18 protein-coding genes, 2 tRNA genes and 1 pseudogene are annotated in these 23653 nt (G+C 73.0%); 6 read left to right on the top strand and 15 right to left on the bottom strand.

The features are described from left to right. Positions 1-38: 38 nt before the first annotated feature. The 7 genes from ACIQFU_RS28385 to ACIQFU_RS28355 all read right to left on the bottom strand — a co-directional run bounded on the left by ACIQFU_RS28385 (position 39) and on the right by ACIQFU_RS28355 (position 9458). On the bottom strand, positions 39-1541 hold the full coding sequence (locus tag ACIQFU_RS28385; protein ID WP_402555134.1) for an MFS transporter: 1503 nt from the start codon (positions 1539-1541) through the stop codon (positions 39-41). Between the two features lie 55 nt (positions 1542-1596). Beyond that, positions 1597-3825 (bottom strand): ArnT family glycosyltransferase, encoded by a 2229-nt coding sequence (locus tag ACIQFU_RS28380; protein WP_402555132.1) that lies wholly within the window; start codon positions 3823-3825, stop codon positions 1597-1599. After that, positions 3822-5192 (bottom strand): glycosyltransferase, encoded by a 1371-nt coding sequence (locus ACIQFU_RS28375; RefSeq protein WP_402555131.1) that lies wholly within the window; start codon positions 5190-5192, stop codon positions 3822-3824. Before ACIQFU_RS28375 ends, ACIQFU_RS28380 begins: the two co-directional genes overlap by 4 nt. Positions 5193-5206: 14 nt before the next feature. After that, on the bottom strand, positions 5207-6757 hold the full coding sequence (locus ACIQFU_RS28370) for a sensor histidine kinase (protein WP_402555130.1): 1551 nt from the start codon (positions 6755-6757) through the stop codon (positions 5207-5209). Next, positions 6754-7491 (bottom strand): response regulator transcription factor, encoded by a 738-nt coding sequence (locus ACIQFU_RS28365; RefSeq protein ID WP_030403173.1) that lies wholly within the window; start codon positions 7489-7491, stop codon positions 6754-6756. Before ACIQFU_RS28365 ends, ACIQFU_RS28370 begins: the two co-directional genes overlap by 4 nt. A 99-nt stretch (positions 7492-7590) precedes the next feature. Further along, a complete protein-coding gene (locus ACIQFU_RS28360; protein ID WP_402555129.1) occupies positions 7591-8484 on the bottom strand; it encodes an amidohydrolase family protein in 894 nt (297 codons plus the stop codon). 92 nt (positions 8485-8576) lie between these two features. Next, positions 8577-9458: a DUF2797 domain-containing protein gene (locus ACIQFU_RS28355; RefSeq protein WP_402555127.1), complete on the bottom strand. Its 882-nt coding sequence runs from the start codon at positions 9456-9458 to the stop codon at positions 8577-8579. A 106-nt stretch (positions 9459-9564) separates the two neighbouring features. Between ACIQFU_RS28355 and ACIQFU_RS28350 the strand changes: the two genes are divergently transcribed. Further along, positions 9565-9957, top strand: coding sequence for a winged helix-turn-helix transcriptional regulator (locus ACIQFU_RS28350; protein WP_402555126.1), 393 nt, complete (start codon positions 9565-9567; stop codon positions 9955-9957). Here ACIQFU_RS28350 and ACIQFU_RS28345 read toward each other — a convergent pair. From ACIQFU_RS28345 to ACIQFU_RS28335, 3 genes are all read right to left on the bottom strand, one after another. Beyond that, the gene (locus ACIQFU_RS28345) at positions 9947-11434 is read right to left on the bottom strand and encodes a peptidoglycan D,D-transpeptidase FtsI family protein (protein WP_402555125.1); all 1488 of its coding nucleotides are present in this window, start codon (positions 11432-11434) and stop codon (positions 9947-9949) included. The two genes, ACIQFU_RS28350 and ACIQFU_RS28345, sit on opposite strands and share 11 nt — an antisense overlap. 159 nt (positions 11435-11593) lie before the next feature. Continuing rightward, positions 11594-11666 (bottom strand) — tRNA-Arg (locus ACIQFU_RS28340). Positions 11667-11858: 192 nt separating this feature from the next. Then, a tRNA-Ser gene (locus ACIQFU_RS28335) sits at positions 11859-11949 on the bottom strand. A 212-nt stretch (positions 11950-12161) separates the two neighbouring features. Here ACIQFU_RS28335 and ACIQFU_RS28330 point away from each other — a divergent pair. After that, the gene (locus ACIQFU_RS28330; protein ID WP_402555124.1) at positions 12162-12620 is read left to right on the top strand and encodes an SSI family serine proteinase inhibitor; all 459 of its coding nucleotides are present in this window, start codon (positions 12162-12164) and stop codon (positions 12618-12620) included. A 195-nt stretch (positions 12621-12815) separates the two neighbouring features. Continuing rightward, complete coding sequence (locus tag ACIQFU_RS28325; RefSeq protein ID WP_402555122.1) at positions 12816-17210, top strand: PAS domain-containing protein; 4395 nt, start codon at positions 12816-12818, stop codon at positions 17208-17210. 18 nt (positions 17211-17228) lie between these two features. Here the strand turns inward: ACIQFU_RS28325 and ACIQFU_RS28320 are convergent, their stop codons facing one another. After that, positions 17229-17807: a TetR family transcriptional regulator gene (locus tag ACIQFU_RS28320; RefSeq protein WP_402555120.1), complete on the bottom strand. Its 579-nt coding sequence runs from the start codon at positions 17805-17807 to the stop codon at positions 17229-17231. 143 nt (positions 17808-17950) lie between these two features. Between ACIQFU_RS28320 and ACIQFU_RS28315 the strand changes: the two genes are divergently transcribed. Continuing rightward, on the top strand, positions 17951-19267 hold the full coding sequence (locus ACIQFU_RS28315) for an MFS transporter (RefSeq protein WP_402555119.1): 1317 nt from the start codon (positions 17951-17953) through the stop codon (positions 19265-19267). A gap of 88 nt (positions 19268-19355) precedes the next feature. Here ACIQFU_RS28315 and ACIQFU_RS28310 read toward each other — a convergent pair. From ACIQFU_RS28310 to ACIQFU_RS28295, 4 genes and pseudogenes are all read right to left on the bottom strand, one after another. Next, positions 19356-20324 (bottom strand): annotated as a pseudogene (locus tag ACIQFU_RS28310) (AMP-binding protein); the annotation flags it as partial. 29 nt (positions 20325-20353) lie between these two features. Then, positions 20354-22066: a recombinase family protein gene (locus tag ACIQFU_RS28305; RefSeq protein ID WP_402555117.1), complete on the bottom strand. Its 1713-nt coding sequence runs from the start codon at positions 22064-22066 to the stop codon at positions 20354-20356. Further along, the gene (locus tag ACIQFU_RS28300) at positions 22063-22479 is read right to left on the bottom strand and encodes a hypothetical protein (RefSeq protein ID WP_402555116.1); all 417 of its coding nucleotides are present in this window, start codon (positions 22477-22479) and stop codon (positions 22063-22065) included. The genes ACIQFU_RS28305 and ACIQFU_RS28300 overlap by 4 nt, the downstream gene beginning before the upstream one ends. A 15-nt stretch (positions 22480-22494) precedes the next feature. Next, on the bottom strand, positions 22495-22941 hold the full coding sequence (locus tag ACIQFU_RS28295) for a helix-turn-helix domain-containing protein (protein ID WP_402555114.1): 447 nt from the start codon (positions 22939-22941) through the stop codon (positions 22495-22497). A 277-nt stretch (positions 22942-23218) separates the two neighbouring features. Here ACIQFU_RS28295 and ACIQFU_RS28290 point away from each other — a divergent pair, with 277 nt between their 5' ends. Together ACIQFU_RS28290 and ACIQFU_RS28285 are read left to right on the top strand one after the other, a co-directional pair. Beyond that, positions 23219-23443, top strand: coding sequence for an XRE family transcriptional regulator (locus ACIQFU_RS28290; protein WP_402555113.1), 225 nt, complete (start codon positions 23219-23221; stop codon positions 23441-23443). Then, on the top strand, positions 23440-23643 hold the full coding sequence (locus tag ACIQFU_RS28285) for a hypothetical protein (protein WP_402555111.1): 204 nt from the start codon (positions 23440-23442) through the stop codon (positions 23641-23643). The genes ACIQFU_RS28290 and ACIQFU_RS28285 overlap by 4 nt, the downstream gene beginning before the upstream one ends. Positions 23644-23653 lie beyond the last annotated feature (10 nt).

The following is a 23653-nucleotide window of genomic DNA, read 5'->3' as shown; positions in this document are numbered from 1 at the left end:
GGCCCGCAGCCGCGAACCCCGCCCCGCGTCCCGGCCTCTCAGGCGCCCACCCGCTCGGCGCACCGCAACAGCACCGCCGCCACCACCCCGCCCAGCAACACCGCGACCGCCCCCACCAACTGGCTGCTCTCCACTCCGGAGGAGAACGCGTCGAGGACCCGCCCCCGCTCCCCCTCCCCCCGCGCCGAGGCCAGTGCCGTCGGCAACGACGCCGCCGCGACCGGAGCCAGCGCCGCGAACCGCGAGGTCAGCACCGCGCCCAGGACGGCCACACCCAGCCCGTTGCCGAACTCCGCCAGCGTGCCGTTGACGCCCGCGCCGACCCCCGCCCTGGCCGGCGGGATCGCGCTCATCAGGGCGTGCGCCATGGCCGGGTTGCCGAGCGCGCACCCCACGCCGATCAGCAGCAGCCCCAGCAGGGTGCCGGCGTAGCCCGCCCCGGTCAGCGTGGCGATGGCCACCAGGCCCGCCGACATCAGCACCATGCTCAGCAGCACCGCCACCGGCGTGCCGAGCCTCGCCAGCCACTTCGCCGCCACGCCGGAGAAGTTCAGCAGCACCACCGTCAGGGCCAGCGGCGCGGTCCGCAGCCCCGCCTCCAGGGGGCCGTACCCGAGGACGAACTGCAGGTGCTGGGTGAGCAGGAACAGCGCACCGCCCATGCCGAAGGTGATCAGCACGAGACCGGCCACCGCGCCGGTGAACCTCTGGTCGCGGAAGAAGGTGAGGTCGAGCATCGGGTACGGGACACGGCTCTCCCAGTACGCGAACAGGGCGAGCACGCCCACGGCGACGACGGCCGTGGCCAGGACCCGGCCCGACGTCCAGCCGTGTCCGGGACCGGAGATGATCGCGTAGACCAGTGCGGCCATGCCGATCGTGGACAGGACGGCACCGAGCAGGTCGGGGCGGTCGCCCCGCCGGTCCTTCGACTCCGGGACCAGGGTCACGACCGCGACCAGACCGAGGGCCACCACCGGCAGGTTGATCAGGAAGATCGCGCCCCACCAGAAGTGGTCGAGGACGAAACCGCCGATCAGCGGCCCGCAGGCGAAGCCGAGCGCGCTGACCGCGCTCCAGACGCCGATCGCCTTCGCGTGTTCGGCGGGCGCGAAGATCTGCATGACCACGGCGAGCGTGGTGGTCAGCAGCAGGGCGCCGCCGACGCCCATGCCGGCCCGTGCCGCGATCAACTGCCCGGTGGTGTCCGCGAGTCCGGCCGCCAGCGAGCCGAGCCCGAACAGGGCGAGACCCGTGGCCAGCATCTTCTTGCGGCCGTACCGGTCGGCGGCGCTGCCCGCGGTGAGCAGCAGGCCGGACTGGACGAGCGAGTAGGCGTTGATCATCCACTGGATGTCCGACGTGGCCGCGCCCAGTTCGTCGGTGAGCGAGGGGATGGCCACGTTCAGCACGGTGTTGTCCAGGACCACCGTCAGCTGGGCGAGACTGATGACGCCGAGGATCAGCCAGCGCTGCGGATGGCCCTGGGCCGGGGGGACGGTTTCCCGCTCCTCGGCGGATTCCTGGGGTGATGTCGTCATGTTGTACAGCGTATAGGAGTCTCCTATACGCTGTACAACGCTTTGGTCCGAGCCCTCAGTCCGTCGGTGCCGTGAGGTCGTAGAACGTGGCCGAGCCGACCGTCACCTCCTTGAAGTTGGCCTCGACCCACGAGGTGATCTGCGACGCGGTACCGGAGTCGGAGTCGCCGCCCATGCCGCCACCCGTACCGCCGGCGATGAAGTAGTGGATCCTGCCGTCCGCCACGTACTTCTTGAACTGGGCCAGGGTCGGCGACGGGTCCGTGCCGTTGAAACCGCCGATCGCCATCACCGGGTCGCCGGTGCCGAGCTGGTAGCTCGCGGCGTTCTGGGAACCGATCGCGGCGGCGACCCAGGTGTAGGTGTCGGCGTCGGTCTCCAGCAGCTTCTTCGCCTCCGAGCCGACTTCTGCGCCGTTGAGCAGGCCGCCCATGCCGCCGCCCGCCCCCGTCCGGCCGCCTTCGCCCCTCGCACCGCCGGCGGGGCCGCCGGTCGGACCGTTCTGGTTGTTCCCGCCGTTCGGGGCCTGGCCGTTCGGGGCCTGGCCGTTCTGGTTGCTGCCGCCGGTGCCGCCCGGAGCGGAACCGCCCCCGGGGAAGCCGCCGCCACCGGGACCACCCTGGCCCTGGCCCTGGTTCTGCCCCTGGCCCTGGCCCCGACCGGGCGCGTTCCCGCCGCCCGGGAAGCCGCCGCCACCGCCCGGACCGCCGCCCCGCATGCTCGCGCCGGACGGGCCGGCCGTGACGATGGAGCCGCTGTGCCCCTCCCGCACGGTGCTCAGCGTGTACGCGGTGGGCGCGGCCAGCGACGCCACGAGGCCGAGGCCCGCCGCCGCGAGGGCGGTCCGCCGCCCCAGCCGGCCGGCGAAGACCAGCCCGAGCGCGGCGGCCAGGCCGCCGACCAGGACCGGCATCCTCAGCCAGGGCAGGTAGTCGGGCGTGCGGCCCAGCAGGACGTACCCCCAGGCCGCGCTCGCCGTGACGGCGGCGGCGAGGGCGAGCGACGCCCAGGTCCGTTCGCGCCGCTCCCACAGCGTCGCCGCGCCCATGCCGACGACCGCCGCCAGGTACGGCGCCAGGGCCACCGTGTAGTACTGGTGGAAGATGCCGGCCATGTAGCTGAAGACCGCCGTCGTCATCAGCAGCGAGCCGCCCCAGACCAGGAAGGACCCGCGCGCCGTGTCCGTGCGGCCGGCCCGGCGGGTGGCGACCAGGCCCGCGACGAGGAGGATCAGGGCGGCCGGGAGCAGCCAGGAGATCTGGCCGCCGATCTCGGAGTTGAACATCCGGTCCCAGCCGGTCTCGCCCCACTGTCCGCCGCTCCCGCCACCGGGACCGCCTCCGCCGCCGACGCTTCCGGTCTCCTCGCCGTTGAGGCGGCCGAGGCCGTTGTAGCCGAAGGTCAGCTCCAGGAAACTGTTGTTCTGCGAGCCGCCGATGTACGGCCGGGACGCAGCCGGCCACAGCTCCACGACGGCGACCCACCAGCCGCCGGAGACGACGATCGCGGCGGTCGCCAGGGCGAGTTGCCCGAGGCGCTTCCCGAGCCGGACCGGTGCGCAGACGCCGTGGACGAGGGCGAGCGGGGGCAGGATCAGGAAGGCCTGGAGGGTCTTCGTCAGGAACGCGAAGCCGATGGCGACGCCCGCCCACAGCAGCCACTTGGTCCGGCCGTCCTCCAGCGCCCGTACGACGAGGTAGCAGGCGACGGACATCAGCAGGGCGAGGAGCGCGTCCGGGTTGTTGAAGCGGAACATCAGCGCGGCGACGGGCGTGAGCGCGAGGACGGCGCCCGCGATCAGCCCGGCCGCGGGGCTGAACCGGCGGCGCACGGCCGCGTACACGACGGCGACCGTGGCCACCCCCATCAGCACCTCGGGGACGAGGATCGACCAGGAGGAGAGGCCGAAGACCCGCACCGCCAGCGCCATCGGCCACAGCGCGGCCGGGGGCTTGTCGACGGTGATGGCGTTTCCCGCGTCGAGCGAGCCGAAGAAGAAGGCCTTCCAGGACTGGCTGCCCGCCTGCGCGGCCGCCGAGTAGAAGGAGTTGGCGTAGCCGGAGGCGCTCAGGCCGACGAGGTAGAGGGCAGCGGTGGCCAGCAGGAGGGCGAGGAAGGCGGGGCGCACCCAGCGCGGGTCCTCGGGGCGCCCGCGCCAGAGCCGGCCGGGCCGGGACCCGCGCCGGGGCCTCCGGGGCCGGCGGTGGGCGGGCGGTGCCTCTGAGGGCGGTCCTCCGTCCTCGTCGGCCGGGCTGTGCACGGGCGGGTCGTAGTGCGTGGTCATCGGGCGTCCCTCGGGTCGGGGTCGGCGGGGCGCACGGACTGGAGCCGCACGGTGGCGTCGCTCCAGGGCCGGTACGGATCCGGAAGACGAGATTCCTGCGGGCCGGGGGCCGGTGCGGGGGCCGTGGGCTCCGCGTCCGGGAAGACCCAGGCGCGGAAGAGCAGGAAGCGCAGCACGGTGGCCGCGAGGTTGGCGGCGATGAGTACCGCCAGCTCCGTGGAGTGGTCGGGGTCGGCCGTCGCCGCGCTCAGGGCGGCCAGCGAGCCGCTGGTCAGCGCGAGGCCGATGCCGAAGACGACCAGTCCCTGCGCCTGGTGCCGCACGGCGCCGCCCCGGCCCCGCACCCCGAAGGTCAGCCGCCGGTTGGCGGCGGTGTTGGCGACCGCCGAGACCAGCAGCGCGAGCGCGTTGGCGAGCTGGGAGCCCGCGAAGTGGCGGAAGCCGCTGTACAGGAGGAGGTAGAAGAGGGTGGACAGGGCGCCGACCACGCAGAAGCCGACGAGCTGCCGGGCCAGCCCCTGCGGCACGCCGGTCAGGTCGCGGTCGCGCGGATCGTCGCCGAAGGGACGGGCCAGCCGGTCCAGCGGCAGCGAACCGGTGGCCAGGGCCCTGCCGACCCGCCACACGCCCTTGAGGTCATCGGTCGCCGTCCGCACGATGTGCACGGTGGAGTCCGGGTCGTCGACCCAGTCGACCGGCACCTCGTGGATCCGGCACCCGGCGCGCTCGGCGAGCACCAGCATCTCGGTGTCGAAGAACCAGCCGGTGTCCTCCACCAGCGGCAGCAGCACGCGGGCCACGTCCCGGCGGATCGCCTTGAAGCCGCACTGTGCGTCGGAGAAGCGGGCCTGGAGGGAGCCGCGCAGGATGAGGTTGTAGGTGCGGGAGATGAACTCCCGCTTGGCACCGCGCACCACCCGCGAGCTGCGGGCGAGCCGGGAGCCGATCGCGAGGTCGGAGTGGCCGGAGATCAGCGGGGCCACCAGCGGCAGCAGTGCGTTCAGGTCGGTGGAGAGGTCGACGTCCATGTAGGCGAGCACCGGGGCGTCCGAGGCCGACCAGACGGTCCCGAGGGCCCGGCCGCGCCCCTTCTGCTCCAGCCGGACGGACCTGACCCCCGCGAGGTCGGCCGCGAGCCGGGCCGCGACGTGCGGGGTGCCGTCCGTGGAGGCGTTGTCGGCGACCGTGATGCGGAAGGCGTAGGGGAACGTGCGGGTGAGGTGCTCATGCAGTCTCAGGACGCACGGCCCGAGGTCCTTCTCCTCGTTGTAGACGGGGATCACTACGTCCAGGACAGGCGTACCGGCTGCCGCGGCCGGGAGGTGCTCCCGCGCCGGCAGGGAGCCGGGAGAAGAGTCGGTTCGCATGGAACCGACTGTTCTCAACCCCCCTGTCGCACCCGTGTGGTGAGACTGTGCTGTGCCTGTGAGTGCGCCGAGGCGTCCGGCCGGTCGTGAACCGCGGGCAGATACACGGTGAACACCGTCCGCCCCGGCACGCTGTCGACGCTCACGCCGCCGCCGTGCGCGGTCGTCACGGCCTGCACGATGGCGAGCCCGAGGCCCGTCGAGCCGGTCGCACGGGAACGCGCGGAGTCGCCGCGCGCGAACCGTTCGAAGACGTGCGGCAGCAACGGGGCCGGAATGCCCGGCCCGTCGTCCTCGACGTCCACGCACAGCCACGCCCCGCCGCGCCGCACGCGCGCGGTGACGGTCGTGCCCGCCGGGGTGTGGCTGCGGGCGTTGCCCAGGAGGTTGACCAGCACCTGCTGCAGCCGGGCGGCATCCGCCGACACCAGGGCCGGCTCGTCGGGCAGGTCGAGCCGCCAGGTGTGGTCGAGTCCGGCCGCGCGGGCGTCGCTGACGGTGTCCACGACGAGCGGCACGAGGTCCGTCGGCCCGAACTCCAGCGGCCGTCCGGCGTCCAGCCGGGCCAGCAGCAGCAGGTCCTCGACCAGCAGGGTCATGCGGCCGGCCTCGGACTCGATGCGGCCCAGCGCGTGCCGGGTGTCGGGGCCGACCTGTTCGCGTCCCCGGCGGGTGAGTTCGGCGTAGCCGCGGATGGAGGCGAGGGGGGTGCGCAGTTCGTGGCTGGCGTCGGCGACGAACTGCCGTACCCGCGTCTCGCTCCGCTGCCGTGCGTGCAGGGCCCCGTGGACGTGGTCCAGCATGCGGTTGAGCGCGGAGCCGACCCGGCCGACCTCGGTGTGCGGGTCGCACTCGGACTCCGGGACCCGTTCGTCCAGGTTCACCTCGCCCGCGTGCAGCGGGAGTTCGGAGACCCGGCCGGCGGTGGCCGCGACCCGGCGCAGGGGGCGGGTGGCGACGCCGACGATGACGGCTCCGGCGAGGGACGCGGCGACGAGACCGGCGGCGGTGACGCTGGCCTCCACGAGGATCAGGGTGCTGATGGTGCCGTCGACGTCGGAGGTGGGCAGGCCCGCGTAGTAGCCGTCGTGGTACTCGACGCGGTAGTCGCCGAGGCCGGGGATCTCGACGGTGTGCGCGCCGCCGTCGCGGGGGACGGAGCCGAGCGCGGTGCGCTGTGCCTCGTCGAGGGAGACCGGCGTCGTCCTGCTGGGTTCGGTGCTCTCGTCGTTCTTCTCGCCGTACTTGGCGTCGACCACGGCGCCGTCCCGGGTCTCCGCGACGATCGTGTCGCGCGGCTGGGGCCCGCCGTGCGTGACGAACTCGTCGAGGTCCATCCGCTGCGGGCTCACGCCGCCGGGGCCCGGGTCGCCCGGCGGCCCGAACCCGGACACCCGCCTGGCGACCTCCCCCACCTGCCCGTCCAGCTGCTCGTACAGGTGGGAGCGCAGCGCGACCGTCGTCACCGTGCCGATCACCGCGCACACCACCGCGATCAGTGCCACGGACGCGACGACGAGCCGCGTCCGCAGGGTCCGCGGCCGCGGTCGTCGCCGCCGGGTCATGCCGCGGGCTTGATCAGGTAACCGGCGCCGCGCCGGGTGTGGATCATCGGCTCGCGCCCCGCGTCGATCTTCCGCCGCAGGTAGGAGATGTACAGCTCCACGACGTTGGCCTGCCCGCCGAAGTCGTACGACCACACGCGGTCCAGGATCTGCGCCTTGCTCAGCACCCGCCGCGGATTGCGCATCAGGAAGCGCAGCAGCTCGAACTCGGTGGCGGTGAGGTGGATGCCGTCGCCGCCCCGCGTGACCTCGTGGCTGTCCTCGTCGAGGGTGAGGTCGCCGACGACGAGTACGGAGTCGGAGCGCCGGTCGGCGGCGCCCGAACGCCGGATCAGTCCGCGCAGCCGGGCGACGACCTCCTCCAGGCTGAACGGCTTGGTGACGTAGTCGTCCCCGCCCGCGGTCAGCCCGGCGATCCGGTCCTCGACGGCGTCCTTGGCGGTCAGGAACAGCACCGGCACGTCCGGCAGGTCGCGGCGCAGCCGCCCGAGCACGCTCAGACCGTCCATGTCGGGCAGCATCATGTCCAGTACGACGGCGTCGGGCCGGAACTCCCGCGCGGCCTGCACGGCGCCGTGGCCGTCGCCCGCGCTGCGGATCTGCCAGCCCTCGTAGCGCAGGGCCATGGACAGCAGCTCGGTGATGGACAGCTCGTCGTCCACTACAAGCACCCGGACGGGGCTCCCGTCCGGCCTCAGCAGTTCGGTGCGCCCCTGGGGCGAGGTCGTGGTCATGCTGGACACCCTGTCGGGGCGCTCTGAGAGGGTCCTTTCCCCAAGCTGTGATTTCTCTGAGAAACCCGCGGGGGCCGCTCAGCAGCCGCGCGGGCCCGCTCAGCCGCCGCCCGGCAGCCCGAACAGCCGGGCCGCGTTGTCGTGGCACACCCCGCGCAGCCACGCGTCCCCCAGCTCCAGCCGCTCCAGGGCGTGCAGTTGATGCAGATAGGGATACGGGATGTTGGGGAAGTCGGTGCCGAGCAGGACGCGGTCGCCGAGCTCCGCCAGCCGGGGCAGCGCGCGGCGCGGGAAGGGCGCGAGCCGTTCACCGAAGTCGGTGAACGCCATGGTCGTGTCCAGCCGCACCTCCCCGTAGCGCTCGGCGAGGTCCAGGAAGTCCTCGTACTCGGGCATCCCGAGGTGCGCGACGACCAGCCGCAGCCGGGGGTGGCGGGCCAGGACGCGGCCGATCGGCCCGGGGCCGGTGTGCTTGCCGGGCGCCGGGCCCGAACCGCAGTGGACGACGACCGGGACCCCCGCCTCGGCGAGCACGCCCCACGCCGGGTCGAGCAGCTCGTCGGCCGGGTCGTACGCCCCCACCTGCACGTGCGCCTTGAAGACCCGCGCCCCCGCCTCGACGGCCCGGCCGACGTACGCCTCGACGTCCGGCTCGGGGAAGAGGGTGGAGGTGTGCAGGCAGTCGGGGGTGCGGCGGGCGAAGTCCACCGCCCAGTCGTTGAGCCACCGGGCCATGCCCGGCTTGTGCGGGTAGAGCATGGCGGTGAAGGCCCGCACCCCGAACTCCCGGAGCAGACCGGCGCGCTCGTCCTCCTCCTGCCGGTAGGTGATCGGCCACTCGACCCCGCCGGTCAGCGGCCCGAGGGCGTCGAAGTAGGCCCAGACCTTGCGCAGCACCCGCTCGGGCATGAAGTGCGTGTGCACGTCGACCAGCCCGGGCAGCCCGAGCTCCTCCCAGAACCGGCGGACCTGCCCGGCTTCGTGATCACTCATGCGGCCACGATCGCGCCCCGCACCGCCCTGAACAAGGGGGTGAGGGACGACCGGGCCGGGCAGGCTCACCGGGGCCGCTCAGGAAACCGGGGTCAGAACAGCCCGTCCTGTACTCCGGCCGCACGTCTGAGCCCCCGCAGGGGAACGGCGCACGGCTCGCCCCCGGCGGGCACCAGCTCCCACCCCGTCATCAGCCGGGTGTCCAGCACGACGACCCCTCGCTCCGTCGCCAGGTGCAGATCCGGTCCGGCGGCCGCCACCAGCTCGCCCCCGATCGCGCCGCCCGCCACCAGCCCGGTCACCTCCGCGACGGCGGCCGGCCCCTGCCCGGCCCCCTCGATCCCGAAGACGCCCGCGTGGTCCACCCCCTGGAAGGGCTCCGGCGTCAGCGCCTCCGGCCACCCGCCGAGTGCGAGCGCCCGCGCGTGCAGCCCGGCGATCTCGGCCGTCCGCTCCGCCCGCGACCCGGGCAGGGCGGACCGCACGGCGCGCTTGTGGGCGTACGGAATGCGGTCGGGCACGCCCAGCGCGGCCCGCAGCAGCTCCTCGGTCCGGCGCGCGGCCATCAGCGGCCCGCGTCCCAGCCAGCTGAAGCACACGGCACCCTGCTCCAGCAGCCGGGCGGCTCCCCGTTCGTACGCGGTGATCCCCACCTTGACGAGGCCCGGTCCGAACCACGCCAGATAGACGCGGTACGGCCGCGGGTCGTCCGCCATGGTGTCGGCGGCCACGGAGTGGGCCCGGTCCAGGCGCGCGCACTCCTCGCACCGCGCCCCCGTGCTCCGCCCCGGCACGCCGGCCCGCACGGGACACGCGTGCCCCCGTGCCCCCACGCAGGTCCGCACCCCCTCCCCGGCGACCCCGAAGGCCACCCGCCTCCCCCGGGCCAGCACACTGCGCCGGCCCCCGACCCACGACAGCACGGGACCGTCCGCCGCCCACCGCAGCCCCGCGCACCTCCATGCCTGTGCCATCCGCACCGACAGTAGGGGCCACCACTGACAACGGCCGGTGCCGAGGGACCGAAGACGCCGACGGGCGGGCACTCACTCATGGTGAGCGCCCGCCCGGACGTACCGTATGGGCATGGCAGAAAGTGAACCGATGTGCCCCGAGCGCCTGGTCATGGAGCACGTCACCAGCCGCTGGGGCACCCTGGCCCTGATCGCCCTGCTGGACGGACCCCGCCGCTTCGGCGAACTGCGCCGGGAGATCGGCCGGGTCAGCGAGAAGATGCTGGCCCAGACCCTGCGGACACTGGAGCGCGACGGCCTGGTCCACCGGGACGCCAGGCCCGTGATCCCGCCCCGCGTCGACTACTCCCTCACCGGCCTCGGCCGCGAGGCCGCCGAACAGGTCCGGGACCTCGCGCGCTGGACGGAGCGGCGGCTGGCGGCGGTCGAGCGGGCCCGGGAGGCCTACGACGCGACGCGGCCCCGATCCGCCGCCGCCCGCGCCGGCGTCACTGCTTGAGCACGGCCTCCATCACGCGCTTGGCGATGGGCGCGCCGAGCCCGCCACCGGAGATGTCCGCGCGGGAGATGTCCATGTCGGTCGGGTCGATGAACACGGCCACGGCGACGGAGGCGCCGTCGTCCTTCTTGCCGTAGGACACGAACCAGCCGTACGGCACCTCGTCGTTCACATTGACACCGCGCTGCGCGGTACCGGTCTTGCCGCCGACCGTGATGCCGTCGATCTGGGCGCGGCGGGCGCTGCCCTCCCTGGCGGTGAACTCCATCATCTCCTGGACCTTCTGCGCGGTCTCGGCGGAGACGGCCTCGCTCATGGTCGCGGGCTCGGTCTTCTCCAGGGTGTCCAGGTCCGGGCCCTTGACCTCGTCGACGATGTAGGGCTGCATCACCTTGCCGTCGTTGGCGATGCCGGCGGTGACCATGGCCATCTGCATCGGCGTACTGGTGAGGCTGCCCTGGCCCATGCCCGTGAGGGCGGTGCCGGGCTTGTCGAGGTTCTCGGGGTAGAGGCTCTTGGTGGCGAGCAGGTCGCCGAAGTCGTCGGAGTAGACGTCCTCGTTGAAGCCGAACTTCTGGGCCGTCTCGCGCAGCTTGTCCTGGCCCAGCTTGGAGGCGGCGTCGAGGAAGACGTTGTTGCAGGAGTACTGCATGGCGGTCTTCATCGAGGCCTTGTTGCAGACCGCGTCGCCGGCCTCGCTGCCGATCTTGTTGGTGGACTGCGGCAGCGGGTACGGGGAGACGGCGTCCGTGCGGGCGTCGACGTCGGTGACGATGCCGTGCTCCAGCGCGGCGGCCGCGGTGAGGATCTTGAAGGTGGAGCCCGGCGGGTAGGTCTCCCGCAGCGCGCGGTTGGCCAGCGGCTTGTTCTTCTTCTTGTCGAGCGCCACGAAGCGGTCGGACTCCTTGAAGGTGCCGCCCGCGAACGTCGACGGGTCGTAGGACGGCGCCGAGACCAGCGCGAGCACCTTCCCGGTCTGTGGGTCGAGGGCGACCACGGCGCCCCGTGCGCCCTTCAGGTCGGACAGCCCGTCCCAGGCGGCCTTCTGCGCCTTCGGGTCGATGGTGGTGACCACGGAGCCGGGCCGCCGTCCCTCACCGCTGACCACGTCGGCGAACCGCTGGAAGGCCAGCCGGTCGTCCTTCCCGGTCAGGATGGAGTCGTAGGTCTTCTCCAGCAGCGTCATGCCCTGCGCCTGCGAGGCGTATCCGGTCACCGGCGCGTACATCGGACCGTCGGCGTAGGTGCGCTTGTACTTGAGGTCGGTGCTCTCGGTCTCCTTGGAGCCGGTGACCGCCCGGCCGCCGACGACGATGTCGCCGCGCGGGGTCGCGAACTGCTCGATCTGCACCCGCCGGTTCTCGGTGTCGGAGGCCAGCTCCGGCGCCCGGACGTACTGCAGCCAGTTCGCGCGGATCAGCAGGCCGAGCACCAGCAGCCCGCAGAAGATCGCCACGGCCCTCAGCGGCTTGTTCACCGTCGGCCTCCGTCGGGACTCGGCCGGTCGGCGGATATGAAGACGGGTCCTCTCAACATGCGCTCAACCTAAACACAGTTGGGAAAGTTGATCGGCACCGATGTCACCGACCCATGCCAAAGGCCCCGCCGGTTCGCCCGGCGGGGCCTTTGAACGATGTGCACTCGGCAGGATTCGAACCTGCAACCTTCTGATCCGTAGTCAGATGCTCTATCCGTTAAGCTACGAGTGCTTGTGTTCTTCAGTTTTACCGTCGCTCCCGGCCCTTCCGGCCCGCTCGCGGCGACAGGAAGAACATTACATGACTGCCGCCGTCATGTGAAATCCATTGGCCATACCCCTTGTGACCTGCGCAGACGGCCGTCCGAGGGGGTACCGACAACACCGAAGCCCCGGCCGTCGGGCCGGGGCTTCGGTGATCGTGCGGAGGCGGAGGGATTTGAACCCTCGATGGGGTGTAAGCCCCAAACCGCATTAGCAGTGCGGCGCCATAGACCGGACTAGGCGACGCCTCCAGACAACATCACCACTTCGCGTGCGAGCGCGAGTGGCGCGTGCCGATGATGACACAGTTGAGCGCGCTGTCACCAATCGGCCCCTACGGTACTAGGCGGGCAGGCCGCAGGGCAAAGCCCTTACGGCGTGGTGGCCCGGACGTCGTGCGTCCACTCGGCCCACCGGGCGCCCGGACGCGCAACGTCCCGGCGCCCGGCGCGTTGGTCAGGTCATGTTCCAGGTCTCCCGCACCCCCGCCGCCCGCCTCCTCGGCGCCGCCGCCCTGTCCGCCGCCGCCCTCGCCTCCGTCTGCGCCGCGCACCCGGCCGCCGCCGCTCCCGGCACTCCGGCCGGTGACCACCTGACGGTCACCGTCCGCGACGCCGGCCCCGGCATGGACGGCACCTACGAGCTCTCCTGCCACCCCGCCGACGGCCACCACCCCGACCCCGAGGGCGCCTGTGCCGTCGTCGAGCGCGACACCCGGTGGGGACGGGACACCTTCGCGCCGGTGCCCGAGGGCAGCGTCTGCACCATGCAGTACGGCGGCCCGGCCACCGCGCACGTCACCGGCGTCTGGGCCGGACGCCCCGTCGACGCGACGTACGACCGCCGTAACGGCTGCGAGATCTCCCGCTGGGACGGCATGGTGCCGCTGCTGCCCGAGCTGGGAAGCCCGGCCCGGTCGTAGCGGAAGGGGCCGCGGCGGGCGGTCCCCGACGGCCATCGGTCACACGTTCTACGTCACTTCCTCGTGCGACCTCCGTCCCATCCCACACCGCCCGCCGGGCCCCAACCCTTAGACTCCCTCGCGTGACACGCCGCGGGCCGGTTGGCAAGATGGCCCAGGCGGTCGGCAAGTGCGGTAACAGGAGGGAAGCGTCTCGTGAGCAGCAGGCCATCCCGAGGCGCTGCTCGCCTCGCAGCCATACTGGACGCGCTGCCGGACGCGTTGGTCCTGGTCAACGCCAACGGCACCGTGGTCAACGCGAACACCATCGCGCTGGAGGCGTTCGAGACGCCGGGCACCGCGCTGGTCGGGCGGGGACTGCTGGATCTGCTGCCGCAGTTCGACTCGCGGCTCATCCCCGGCTCCATGCGGCGCCCCGACCACGTCGACCCGCGGGCCCGCACCAAGCCGACGCGGATGGTCGCGCGGCGCACCGACGGCTCCGAGTTCCCCGTCGAGGTCACCAGCGCCAACCTGGAGACCGGCCAGCAGGCCTACGACAACTACGGCTACACCGGCGACGAGCTGCTGATGCTCGTCGTCCGCGACCTCTCGGGCACCGTCGACACCGAGGCCGAGCTGGCCCGTTCGCAGCGGCAGACCGAGATGATCCTGCGGGCCGCCTCCGAGGGCGTCGTGGGCACCGACACCGACGGGCGGATCGTCCTCGTCAACCCGGCCGCCGCCCAGATCCTGGGCTACCGCGCCGGTGAGCTCGGCGGCCGCGAGCTGCACACCCTCGTCCTGCACTCGCGCGCCGACGGCTCGCCCTTCCCGTACGACGAGTCCCCGCTGGCCGACACGCTGCGCTCCGGGCGCAAGCACCGGGTGCGCGGACAGGTGGTGTTCGCCAAGAGCGGGGACCAGCTGCCGGTCGACCTGACGACCGCGCCCGTGCGCGACGGCGACCAGCTCGTCGGCGCCGTGATGACCTTCACCGACCGGCGTCCCTACGACGCCCTCGTCAAGGAGCACGAGGAGGCGGAGCAGCGGCACGCCGGGGAACTGGAGCGGATCGCCGAGGAGCACGCCGCGGAGCTGACCGCGCTGCGCGAGCGGCACGCGGCCGAGCTGGAGGAGCTGCGGGAGAAGCACGCGGAGGAGATCGCCGCGGACGCCGACCGCTACGCCGCCCTCGGCGAGCGGGAGAAGGACCGCTACGAGGCGATCGCCGGCCGGCACGAGCAGCTGCTCACCCTCCTCGCCGACTCGCTGCGCGGGCCGCTGGACGAGCTGCGCCGGGAGCTGGCCGCGCTGGCGTCGGACGACGCCGGGCAGTTGTGGCCCGAGGCCAACCAGGTGCTGCACCACCTGTCCGCGGGCTACTCGCGGATCACCACCCTCATCGACAACGTCCTCGGCTACCAGCGCCTCGACGTCGGCAACGAGCAGGTCGCCCGTACGAAGGTGATGCTCGACGCCGTCGTCGCCGCGGGTGTCGACGGGGCGGTGGAGCTGATCGGACCCGGCCGCGTGCAGTTCGCCGTGCACGCGCCGCCGATCGAGGCCGAGGCCGACCCGCGCCTGCTGGCCACCGCGCTCGCGCATCTCGTGGCGGACGTCGCGGGCGTCGACGCCACCGGCAACTCGCCCGTGTCGGCGACGGGCGGGTACCTGGACAACACCGTCGTGGTGGCGGCGGCGCAGCGCGGTGAGGTCGTGCGCATCGAGGTGCGCGGGCCGTACGCCGGCGGGGACCCGGTGCACGAGCCGATCGTGCGCGGGATCGTGCGGGCGCACGGCGGTGTGCTGCAGACGCACGAGGTGCCGGGCATGAGCGGCAGCGCGTACGTGCTGGAGGTGCCGATCGGGGGCGGGGCCGGTGCCGTCGCGGGCTCCGCGCCCGCCGGGACGGCTCCCGTCGTGCCGGCCACCCGGACCGACGCGGCCGGTGCCGCCGGCGCGGGGAACTCCGTGGCCGTCCGGGAGCCTGCTCCCGGGGGCGGGCGGCGGCGTGCGCGCCGGGCGTCCGTCGACGCGTTCCTGGAGAGCGAGGTCGCGGCGGCGCCGGGCGAGACCGGACCCGGGGCGGAGAACGCCGCGCCGACCGGGCGGCGCAGGCGGCGCGCGGCCCAGGCGGAGGCCGAGGCACAGGGCCGGGGTCCGGCTCAGGGACAAGCACAAACACAGGGACAGGGACAGACACAGGGGCAGGGGCAGGGGCAGGCGGCTGCCGCGTCGGCTCCGCTTCCCGTGCCCGCGCAGGCGGGGCCCGGTGAGGGAGCCGGGGCCGGTGGCACCGGACGCCGGCGCGGGCGGCCCGCGGAGGGCCAGGGTGCCGAGGTCGCCGGAGCGCCGCCGGGAGTACCGGCCGGGGTGTCCGAGGGTGCCGTCGTCATGGCGGGCGAGCACGGCGGCGGGTCCGCGGCGTCCAACACCGGGCTCGGCGGGACCGTACCGCCGCAGGGCGTGCCGGCGCCCGCCGGGCGACGGGCCGGGCAGGACGGCGGTGAGCAGCACGCGCTGCCCCCGGCCCTGCCCGTGCAGGCCGGTGAGTCGGACCCGGCCGACGCGGACCGGCCGACGGGGCGCCGACGGCGCGCCCTCGCCTCCGCCAACGAGCGCGCCGCCGCGCAGGAGGCCGCTCCGCGCCAGGTGTTCGCCCTGCCGCCCGCCGACGCGGACCGTCCGGCCGACGCGACCGACGGGGCGCCGGAGGCGGGGGCGCAGGGGCAGGTACCGGGGCACGCGCAGGTGCACCTACCGGGCCAGGCGCAGGTCGGCCCGGTTCCGGTCGGGCCCGGTTCCGCCGTCCCCGGTGACGTCCTGCCCGACGACGGCCGTCACGACGCCGTACCGCACGACCAGGCCGAGGACCACACGCCGCCGCAACCGCACCCCGCCGAGGCGCCCACGGGACGCCGCCGCCGGGCCGGAACCGCCCGGCCGGCCGAGGAACCGGCACCGGTCCCGGCGCAGAACGCACCCGCGCGGAGCGTCCCCGTACAAGGGGCGCCGACTCCGGTGCACGGAGCCCCCGTGCCCACCGCCCCCACCGCAGCACAGGTGCCCCGGCCCGCCGGAGCCGGTGCCGACACCGCGCACCCCGGCACCGCGCACCCCGGCACCGCGGCGCCCGCCGCCCCGGACCGGCCGGGCCCCGCGCCGCAGCCGTGGCCCGCGGCCGGGGACACCCAGGGCGCCGGCGCCCCCGTACCGCCCGGCACGCCCGTACCGCCCGGCACGCCCGCCGGACCCGCGGCGGCTCCGGCAGCCCCTGCCGCGCCCACCGCACCCGCGCCCCCGGCCCCCCAGGGCGTCCCCGCCACCACGCCGAGCCGGGGCACCCCGCTGCCGCCCGAGAACGCGCCCGCCCCGCGCGCGGCGCAGCCGCTGCCCGCCGAGGCGTCCGCGCCCGTCGACCCGAACTCGACACAGGGGCGTGCGATCAGCGTGCGCACCCTGGGCCAGGGTGTCCCGTTCAACCGGCAGGCGCTCCAGGTGCAGCAGCCGTCGGCCACGCCCGCCCCGCACCAGCCGGGCGGCGGTGGCAGGCGCCGCAAGCTGGGCACGCCGCCCGACCCGGCCGCCACCGGGACGGCGCAGTCGGCCCGGCCGCACCCGTCCGCCGAGCAGCCGCCGGGCGCGCAGCCGAAGAAGCAGGCCCAGCCACAGCCGCAGCCCCAGAAGCAGGCCCAGGAGCAGCCGTCCCTGGGCGGCGGTCAGGGACGGCTCGCGCCGGTGACGGAGGGCGCCGGACGGTCGTACGCCATAGGGGCGCCGGACCGGGACGCCGCCGAGGGGCCCGAGCCGCTGGACGGGCCCGGCGGGGCGGTCGAGGTGGCCGATCCGCCGCGTCCGCAGCCGATGGACGACGAGCTGCCGCCGGAGCCGCTGGACAACCCGCGCCGGCTGCTGGTGTGGCCCGCGCCGGACGTCTCCACGCAGCAGGCGCTGAGCGACCGCGGCTACCGGCCGGTGATCGTGAACTCGCGCGAGGAGGTCGACGCGCAGATCGCGGCGTTCCCGGCCGCGCTGTTCGTGGACCCGCTGACCGGGCCGATCACGCGTACGGCGCTGCAGTCGCTGCGGCAGGCGGCGGTGGCGGCCGAGGTGCCGGTGCTGGTCACGGCCGGGCTCGGACAGGCCTCGCGGGATGCCGCATACGGCGCCGATCCGGCCGTGCTGCTGAAGGCGCTCGCGCCCCGGGACAGCGAGCAGCACCCGCCTCGCGTGCTGCTGATCGAGGAGCACGCGGAGATCGCGCTGGCGCTGACCGCGACGCTGGAGCGGCGTGGGATGCAGGTGGCGCGGGCGGCGAGCGACGCCGACGCGGTCACGCTGGCCGGGCAGTTCCGGCCGAACCTGGTCGTGATGGACCTGATGCGGGTGCAGCGGCGCCGGGAGGGGTCCGCCGGGATCGTCGACTGGCTGCGCGCCAACGGGCAGCTCAACCGGACCCCGCTGGTCGTCTACACCGCCGCCGTCGACCAGGACGACCTGCCGCGCCTCGCCTCCGGCGAGACGGTGCTGTTCCTGGCGGAGCGTTCCACCAGCGGTGAGGTGCAGGCCCGGATCGTCGAGCTGCTCTCGCGGATCGGGACCAACTGACGGCCCGGCGCGCCCGCGCTACACGTCGACGATCCTGCGCGCCGCCTTCTTGATCGAGGCGCGCAGGCGTTCGGTGTCCGTGTCCTCGGCGCCGACCAGGACGCGCTTCATCTGCGGCATCAGTGACGCCCAGTTGGCCATCCCGATCAGCAGGAAGAGCAGGTCGGGCGCCGCGATGGCGTCGGTGACCAGACCGCGCTCCTGGCCGTCCCGCACGGCGGCGACCTTCCGGGCGTAGTGATCCTGGCGTTCGGCCTCGTGGGGCAGCTCGCCGGTGCCGTACTCCATGCCCTCCCAGAAGAGGAGGCGCAGCAGCTCGGGGTGGGCGGCGTGATGGTCCAGCATGCGGTCGACCCAGCCCTCGGTGTCGTCCGGGTCGAAGGGGACGGCGATCGCGAGGTCGAGCATCTTCTTCTCTAGGACGGACGCGAACAGCTCGCTCTTGTTGCCGTAGTAGGCGTAGATGAGCTGCTTGTTGGCCTTGGCCTCGGTCGCGATGCGGTCGACCCGCGCGCCGGCGATGCCGTAGCGGGCGAACTCGCCGACCGCCGACGCGAAGATCCGGGCTTTGGTGGCCTCGGGGTCCCTTACTGCCATGAGGACAGAGTAGCCGGATCAGGGAAGGTAACCAACCGTTTGGTTGACAAGCCGGGAAATGCGGATCAGACTCCAGGAGTTGCCAGTAACCAACCAGTTAGTTGCTAGCGCGTACTCGCGTACTCGAAGGGGTCGCTCCGCTCATGTCGTCACCGTCACCGTCACCCTCGCAGTCACCGTCCCCGGCGCCTTCCGCAGCCACCCGGGCAGGGTCCCGGACCGGGTCCCGGAACGAGGCCCGCCCCGCGCACCCGCTCCCGGAGAAGCCGTCCATCGCCTCCCGGCTCTTCCTCCCCCTGATCGCCGTCTGCACCGCCGTGACGGCCGCCAACATCTACCTCGCGGCACCGCTGCTCCCCCTCATCGCCCGCGACTTCGGCTCCACCTCCTCCGGGGTGGCCTGGCTGGCCTCGGTCGCGCAGCTCGGCTACGCCGCCGGCCTGCTCTTCTTCGCCCCGCTCGGCGACAGCGTGAACCGGCGCCGACTGGTCGCCGTCCTCTCCCTGGTCGCCGCGGCCGCCCTGCTCGCCGGCGCCGCGGCGGCCGGGACCGGCGCGCTCGCCGGTGCCGTCCTGGTCGCGTCGGCCGCGACCGTCGTACCGCAGCTCCTGGTCCCGCTGGTCGCCCAGCGCGCCCCCGCCGACCGCCGGGCCCGTCATGTCGCGGCCGTCGTCGCGGGCCTGTTCACCGGCGTCGTCGCGGCCCGGGTCCTCGGGGGACTGGCCGGGCAGGCCTTCGGCTGGCGCGCGGTGTTCGTGGGCGCCGCCGTGCTGACCGCCGTACTGGGGCTGGCGACGGCGTACATCCTGCCCGTGGAGCGGCGGCAGCGGCAGGGCCCGCTGTTCGCCGGGCTCGTCGCGATACCGGGTGTGGTGCGCCGCTCGCCCGACCTGTGGCGGGCGTGCGTGCGCCAGGCGGGGATGTACGGCGCCTGGAGCGCCCTGTGGACCTCGCTCGCCCTGCTGCTCACAGGGGACGAGGGGTACGGCTGGACCACCGCGGCGGCCGGGCTGTTCGGCCTGTTCGGGCTGGCGGCGAGCGTCGTGGCGCCACTCGCCGGGGGCCTGGTCGACCGGTTCGGCGCCGCCAAGGTCGTGCGGTCCGCGTACGTTCTGGCCGCCCTGTCGGTCCCGCTGTTCTGGCTGGGCGGGCAGACGATGGCGGCCCTGTGCGCGGCGGCCGTCCTGGTGCACGCCGCCCTGGTCGCCTCCCACGTCGCCAACCAGACCCTCGCCCTGACCACCACCTCGGCCCCGGCCACCGCCAACACGGCCTACGTCGTCTCCGGCTTCGCGGGCGGCGCGCTGGCCTCGGCCCTGGCGGGACCCGCGTTCGGCCACTGGGGCTGGGACGGCGTGTGCGCGGTGGCGGGAGCCTGGCTGCTGCTGGGGTGGACGGCCACGGCCGTACGCCCCGGACGGTCCGCGCGGCCCGCGGAGGCTGGGCGGTCCGCGCGGTGAAGACGGGTGCCGGGCGGGAGCCGGCCGGTTTCCGGGCGGGCAGGGGACCGTGGGGCCCGCCCGCCCGGGTGGTCGGTGCTCGCGCCGGTCAGAGCCGCGTGACGTCGAGGCCGCCGTCGGCGTACTGCCTGCGCAGCACCTTCTTGTCGAACTTGCCGACGCTCGTCTTCGGCACCGTCTCGATGACCGTCCAGCGCTCCGGGAGCTGCCACTTGGCGATCTTGCCGTCCTCGGCAAGGAAGGTGCGCAGGGCGGCGAAGTCGGTGGTGGCGCCCTCCCTGAGGACGACGGTGGCCAGCGGGCGCTCGCCCCACTTGTCGTCGGGCACGGCGACCACGGCGGCCTCGGCGACGTCCGGGTGGGCCATCAGCGCGTTCTCCAGCTCGACGGAGGAGATCCACTCGCCGCCGGACTTGATCACGTCCTTGGCCCGGTCGGTGAGCGTGAGGAACCCGTCCGGGGAGATCGTGCCGACGTCACCCGTCTTCAGCCAGCCGTCCTCGCTGAACTTGTCGTCGGGACGCAGCGGCTCGGCCCCGGGGCCGTTGTAGTAGGCACCGGCGATCCAGTTGCCGCGCACCTCCAGCTCGCCGGCGGACTCGCCGTCCCAGGGCAGGTGCTCGCCGCCGGGACCGGTGAGGCGCGCCTCGACGCCGGCCGGGAAACGGCCCTGGGTGAGGCGGTAGGCGAACTCCTCCGGTGTCCCGACCACGTGGGCCGGCGGCCGGGCGACCGTGCCGAGCGGCGAGGTCTCCGTCATGCCCCAGGCGTGGCAGACCCGCATGCCGAGCTCGTCGAACGCCTCCATCAGGGAGGGGGGACAGGCGGAGCCGCCGATGGTGACCTGGGTGAGGGAGGAGACGTCGCGGGGCTTGGCGGTCAGCTCGGCGAGCAAACCCTGCCAGATGGTGGGGACCGCGGCGGCGTGCGTCGGCCGCTCGCTCTCGATCATCGCGGCGAGGGGCGCGGGCTGCAGGAAGCGGTCCGGCATCAGCATGTTGACGCCGGTCATGAAGGTGGCGTGCGGCAGTCCCCAGGCGTTGACGTGGAACTGTGGTCCTAAAGGGGCAAATAAAAAAGCCATGCTCAGAACAGGGTTTCCCCGTCGGCGCGGTCGCCGACCTCGGTCGGCTCGTCCTTCCGGGCGACGACCTCGCCCGCGATCGGGGCCCACGGGTCCGGCTCGTACACGGGGTGCACCTCGACCCGCACCTCGATCCAGCGCGACCCTTCCGTGCGGATGTCGTGGCACACGACTCGCCGCACGATCTGTCGCAGAAGTGCGTTCTTCTCGATCGGCTCCATGAGGTCCCATGCCTCGATCAGGTTCGCGATCAACGGTGCGAACTGTTCGCGCGTCGGGGTCGCCTCGACCTCGCCGAGTTCGTTCATCGCGTTCATGATCGACCCGCGCTGTCCGGCAAGCTGGTCACGGACGCGCGCGAAGCTGTCGGCCGGGTACTTCTCCGGGTTCAAGGCGTTGTCCATGACGAGTCGGTCGAGGGCTTTCTCGACCTTGGTCAAGTCGACTTGCAGCCGTGCCCGCTCACGCTGCGCGCGGGCGCGCGGGTCCTCGGCCGGCTCCGACCGCTGCACAGGCAGGCGCGGCGACGCGTCGATGCCGGGGGCGGCCTCGCGCTCAAGCCAGTTCTTGACCTCGCGCTCGACGAAGTCGCGCCGGACGTTGATCCCCTTCGGACACTCGACCTTGCTCGTGTGCTTGTTCCGGCTGCACACCAGGTTTCGGCCGCGCATCTGCTCGCCCTTGTACGTGTACGACGCTGCGCTCATGTGGTGGCGGCAGTACCCGTGTCGGAGCAGACCGGTAAGGGGGTACGTCGCCTTCCGGGCCCGCGGGGGCGTCGCCTTGGTGGTCTTCCGGTGTTCCTTGTACGCCTCCCACTGGTCGGGCGTGATGATGCGCGGCTGTGCGCCGGGCAGATAGATGAACCGGTTGTCGGGGCACCCGCTCCGCTTACCGCTGCTGTACCCACAGGGGCACGTCTTGTCGTGCGTGCGGAGCAGACCGGCGGCGAACCCTGAATCAAGGAATCGCGAGACGCTGCTCACCCCCCACGCCTTCCCGCGTAGCGTGGGGATGACCAACTCTTCGTTGAGCCAGTGCGCCAGGGCGTTGAACCCCTCGTACTCCTCGGTCTTCCGCTCGTACAGTTCCTCGACCACGCTCGCGTAATCGGGGTGCAGGGTGTACCGCTCCTGTTGCAGCCGGATGCCGTTCGGCGCGGTCGCGTCGGGGACGGCCCGGCGGTGCCAGATGTACCCGAACCGGCCGCGCCCGGTGGCGGGCAACTTGGCGGCGAGCCGGTGCTCGTGGGTCTCCTTCCACTGCTCGCCCGCGCGGTCGCTCTCGAACGCGGCGAACTCCATGTACATGCCGCGCGCGAACCGGCCGATGGCGGTCGAAGCGTCCACAGGTTCGGTGGCTGATTCCAGCAAGCCCCCGGCAGCCTCGACGCGCGCAAGGTTGGCGGCGTTCCCGGTCCTGTTGCGCCCGAACCTGCTGTACCGCCACACCGCGATTCCGCGCACTTCGCGGCGCTCGATGCGCTCAATGCCGCCCATGATCTTGCGTTTGAAGTGGCGACCGGACTCGTCGAGGTCGACGATCCAATCGACGATGCGGCGCCCGGTGCGCGCGGCCCACTGCTCGATCGCAGTCCGTTGCAGTTCCGGGCTGATCTTCTCCTCTTTCCACGTCGACACGCGGATATAGCCGATCCACGGCTCGCCAGCATGGGCGGGACCGTGGAACGTGGTTGGGATGTCGGGAAGGGTCATACGATCTTCCGTTCGTCGTGGTCACTTCGGGTGCGCCGCAGCGGGCGCACGTTGTTGGGGACGGCGGGGCCGATGGCCCCGTTGCTGAGGTCCGGGTCGAGAGTGGCGCGGTCCTCGACCGGGTTTACGTGCGTCCCGCCGTCCGGCGGTGCGGATTTCCTGCTGAGCAGGCCCTTAGCGACGTGTTCGAGGGCGAGGCGGTAACCGGCTTCGTGGGCGTCGGCGACCTGGTCCTCGACGGCGTCGTGTGCGCGCTGCGTCTGCCAGTAGCAGAGTGGGGGGAGGGCGGCGAACGCGATCAGGATTCCGGCGCGCGATACGTTGCCCCCGTCCTCGAAGATCCCAAGCAGGCCCAGCGTGATGCCTGTTATGAGGATGGCGAGGGTTGGGGCGTACATCCTGCGGCCGTTCAACGGTGCCTCCGTGCGTTAGTGCTCTGCGAGTCGGTCCTCGCCTGTGTCGGGGGGTGGCTGTTGGAGCGTTTCCGTCATCGACACGAAGACGGCGCGCTTATGGGGATCGGTGATGTTGAGGCGCGTTGCTGCCTGTTCGGGAGTCATCGCGTCGGGGCCGGTCTCCGGCTCCTGTACCGCGATCAAGTCGTCGTGATCGACGATGCCCGCACGGAGTAGGACCGTGCCCAGGGTGATGCCGAGTTGGTCGGCGAGCCGGGCGAGTACATCCATGTCCGTGACCCGCTTGCCGTCGAGCAGCCGGCCGACGGTTGAAGGGCTAAGGCCCGAGTCTTCGGCGAAACGGCTTTTTCCCCCGCTGCGCGGTCCTGATAGGTCGTATCCCGCGGCGGTCAGCTGGTCGTGAAGCCAGCCCGCGAACTGCTCGGCGCGGCCGGTCACGTCGCGCTTTCTGTTTTTCATGGGTGAAAGATAGCGCGTAGCTGTCTCGCGCGAAACATAGCGCTTGAGACAAGGCGCGTCGGCGCACCGGTTCACCCCCCTTGCGGCCCGAACACAGGCAGTGACCTGCGCTCTAGCCTCGAACGTACGTCCGATTCTGTATCGGGCGTACCGGCCTGTCAACGCCATAACACCCACCGTTACAAGCCGTGACCCCCTGCTCTAACTTTCACCCCTGAAAGATAGGTGCTACTTTCTGTCCAGACAGGCAGACTGTCTGACCGGAAAGGAACGGCCCATGTACGACCGTGCGCACCTTGTGGCAGTTGCCAACGACAAAGGCGACCGGCATTACACAGACCTCGCGGCCCGGCTGAAAGTTGCCCCCGTGACGGCTTGGCGCTTGTGGACCGGCAAGACCGCGCCGAGTGCCCGGCTCGCCGCCGCCGTCCAGGACGAGTACGGCATCCCTGCCTCTCGCCTGCTGAAACTCCGCGAGTCGAGCACCCAGGCCGCCGCATGACCGGCCCCTCGACCGTCATCCCGCGCGAGGTCGCGTTCGCCAACGCGCGGCGTGTCCTCGACCGCGCCCTCGACCGGATCGCCCGCGACCGCGCCGCCGGTCGCCTCGCACCCGAGGCCGAACTCGCCATACGCCGCATCGAGCGCGACCGCCGCGCCCAGCAGGCCGAGCAGGACGCCCCGCACCGCGCCGCCGCCTGACAACGCGAAG

It is taken from the genome of Streptomyces sp. NPDC093065, assembly GCF_044754585.1.
Classification (GTDB): domain Bacteria; phylum Actinomycetota; class Actinomycetes; order Streptomycetales; family Streptomycetaceae; genus Streptomyces.
This window is presented reverse-complemented; position numbering and strand designations above follow the sequence as displayed.

Coding starts and splice junctions, on each gene's coding strand:
- ACIQFU_RS28305 (WP_402555117.1), bottom strand. CDS start 22,066: ATGACCCTTCCCGACATCCCAACCACGTTCCACGGTCCCGCCCATGCT.
- ACIQFU_RS28385 (WP_402555134.1), bottom strand. CDS start 1,541: ATGACGACATCACCCCAGGAATCCGCCGAGGAGCGGGAAACCGTCCCC.
- ACIQFU_RS28360 (WP_402555129.1), bottom strand. CDS start 8,484: ATGAGTGATCACGAAGCCGGGCAGGTCCGCCGGTTCTGGGAGGAGCTC.
- ACIQFU_RS28285 (WP_402555111.1), top strand. CDS start 23,440: ATGACCGGCCCCTCGACCGTCATCCCGCGCGAGGTCGCGTTCGCCAAC.
- ACIQFU_RS28355 (WP_402555127.1), bottom strand. CDS start 9,458: ATGGCACAGGCATGGAGGTGCGCGGGGCTGCGGTGGGCGGCGGACGGT.
- ACIQFU_RS28315 (WP_402555119.1), top strand. CDS start 17,951: ATGTCGTCACCGTCACCGTCACCCTCGCAGTCACCGTCCCCGGCGCCT.
- ACIQFU_RS28295 (WP_402555114.1), bottom strand. CDS start 22,941: ATGAAAAACAGAAAGCGCGACGTGACCGGCCGCGCCGAGCAGTTCGCG.
- ACIQFU_RS28290 (WP_402555113.1), top strand. CDS start 23,219: ATGTACGACCGTGCGCACCTTGTGGCAGTTGCCAACGACAAAGGCGAC.
- ACIQFU_RS28370 (WP_402555130.1), bottom strand. CDS start 6,757: ATGACCCGGCGGCGACGACCGCGGCCGCGGACCCTGCGGACGCGGCTC.
- ACIQFU_RS28380 (WP_402555132.1), bottom strand. CDS start 3,825: ATGACCACGCACTACGACCCGCCCGTGCACAGCCCGGCCGACGAGGAC.
- ACIQFU_RS28375 (WP_402555131.1), bottom strand. CDS start 5,192: ATGCGAACCGACTCTTCTCCCGGCTCCCTGCCGGCGCGGGAGCACCTC.
- ACIQFU_RS28320 (WP_402555120.1), bottom strand. CDS start 17,807: ATGGCAGTAAGGGACCCCGAGGCCACCAAAGCCCGGATCTTCGCGTCG.
- ACIQFU_RS28365 (WP_030403173.1), bottom strand. CDS start 7,491: ATGACCACGACCTCGCCCCAGGGGCGCACCGAACTGCTGAGGCCGGAC.
- ACIQFU_RS28350 (WP_402555126.1), top strand. CDS start 9,565: ATGGGCATGGCAGAAAGTGAACCGATGTGCCCCGAGCGCCTGGTCATG.
- ACIQFU_RS28330 (WP_402555124.1), top strand. CDS start 12,162: ATGTTCCAGGTCTCCCGCACCCCCGCCGCCCGCCTCCTCGGCGCCGCC.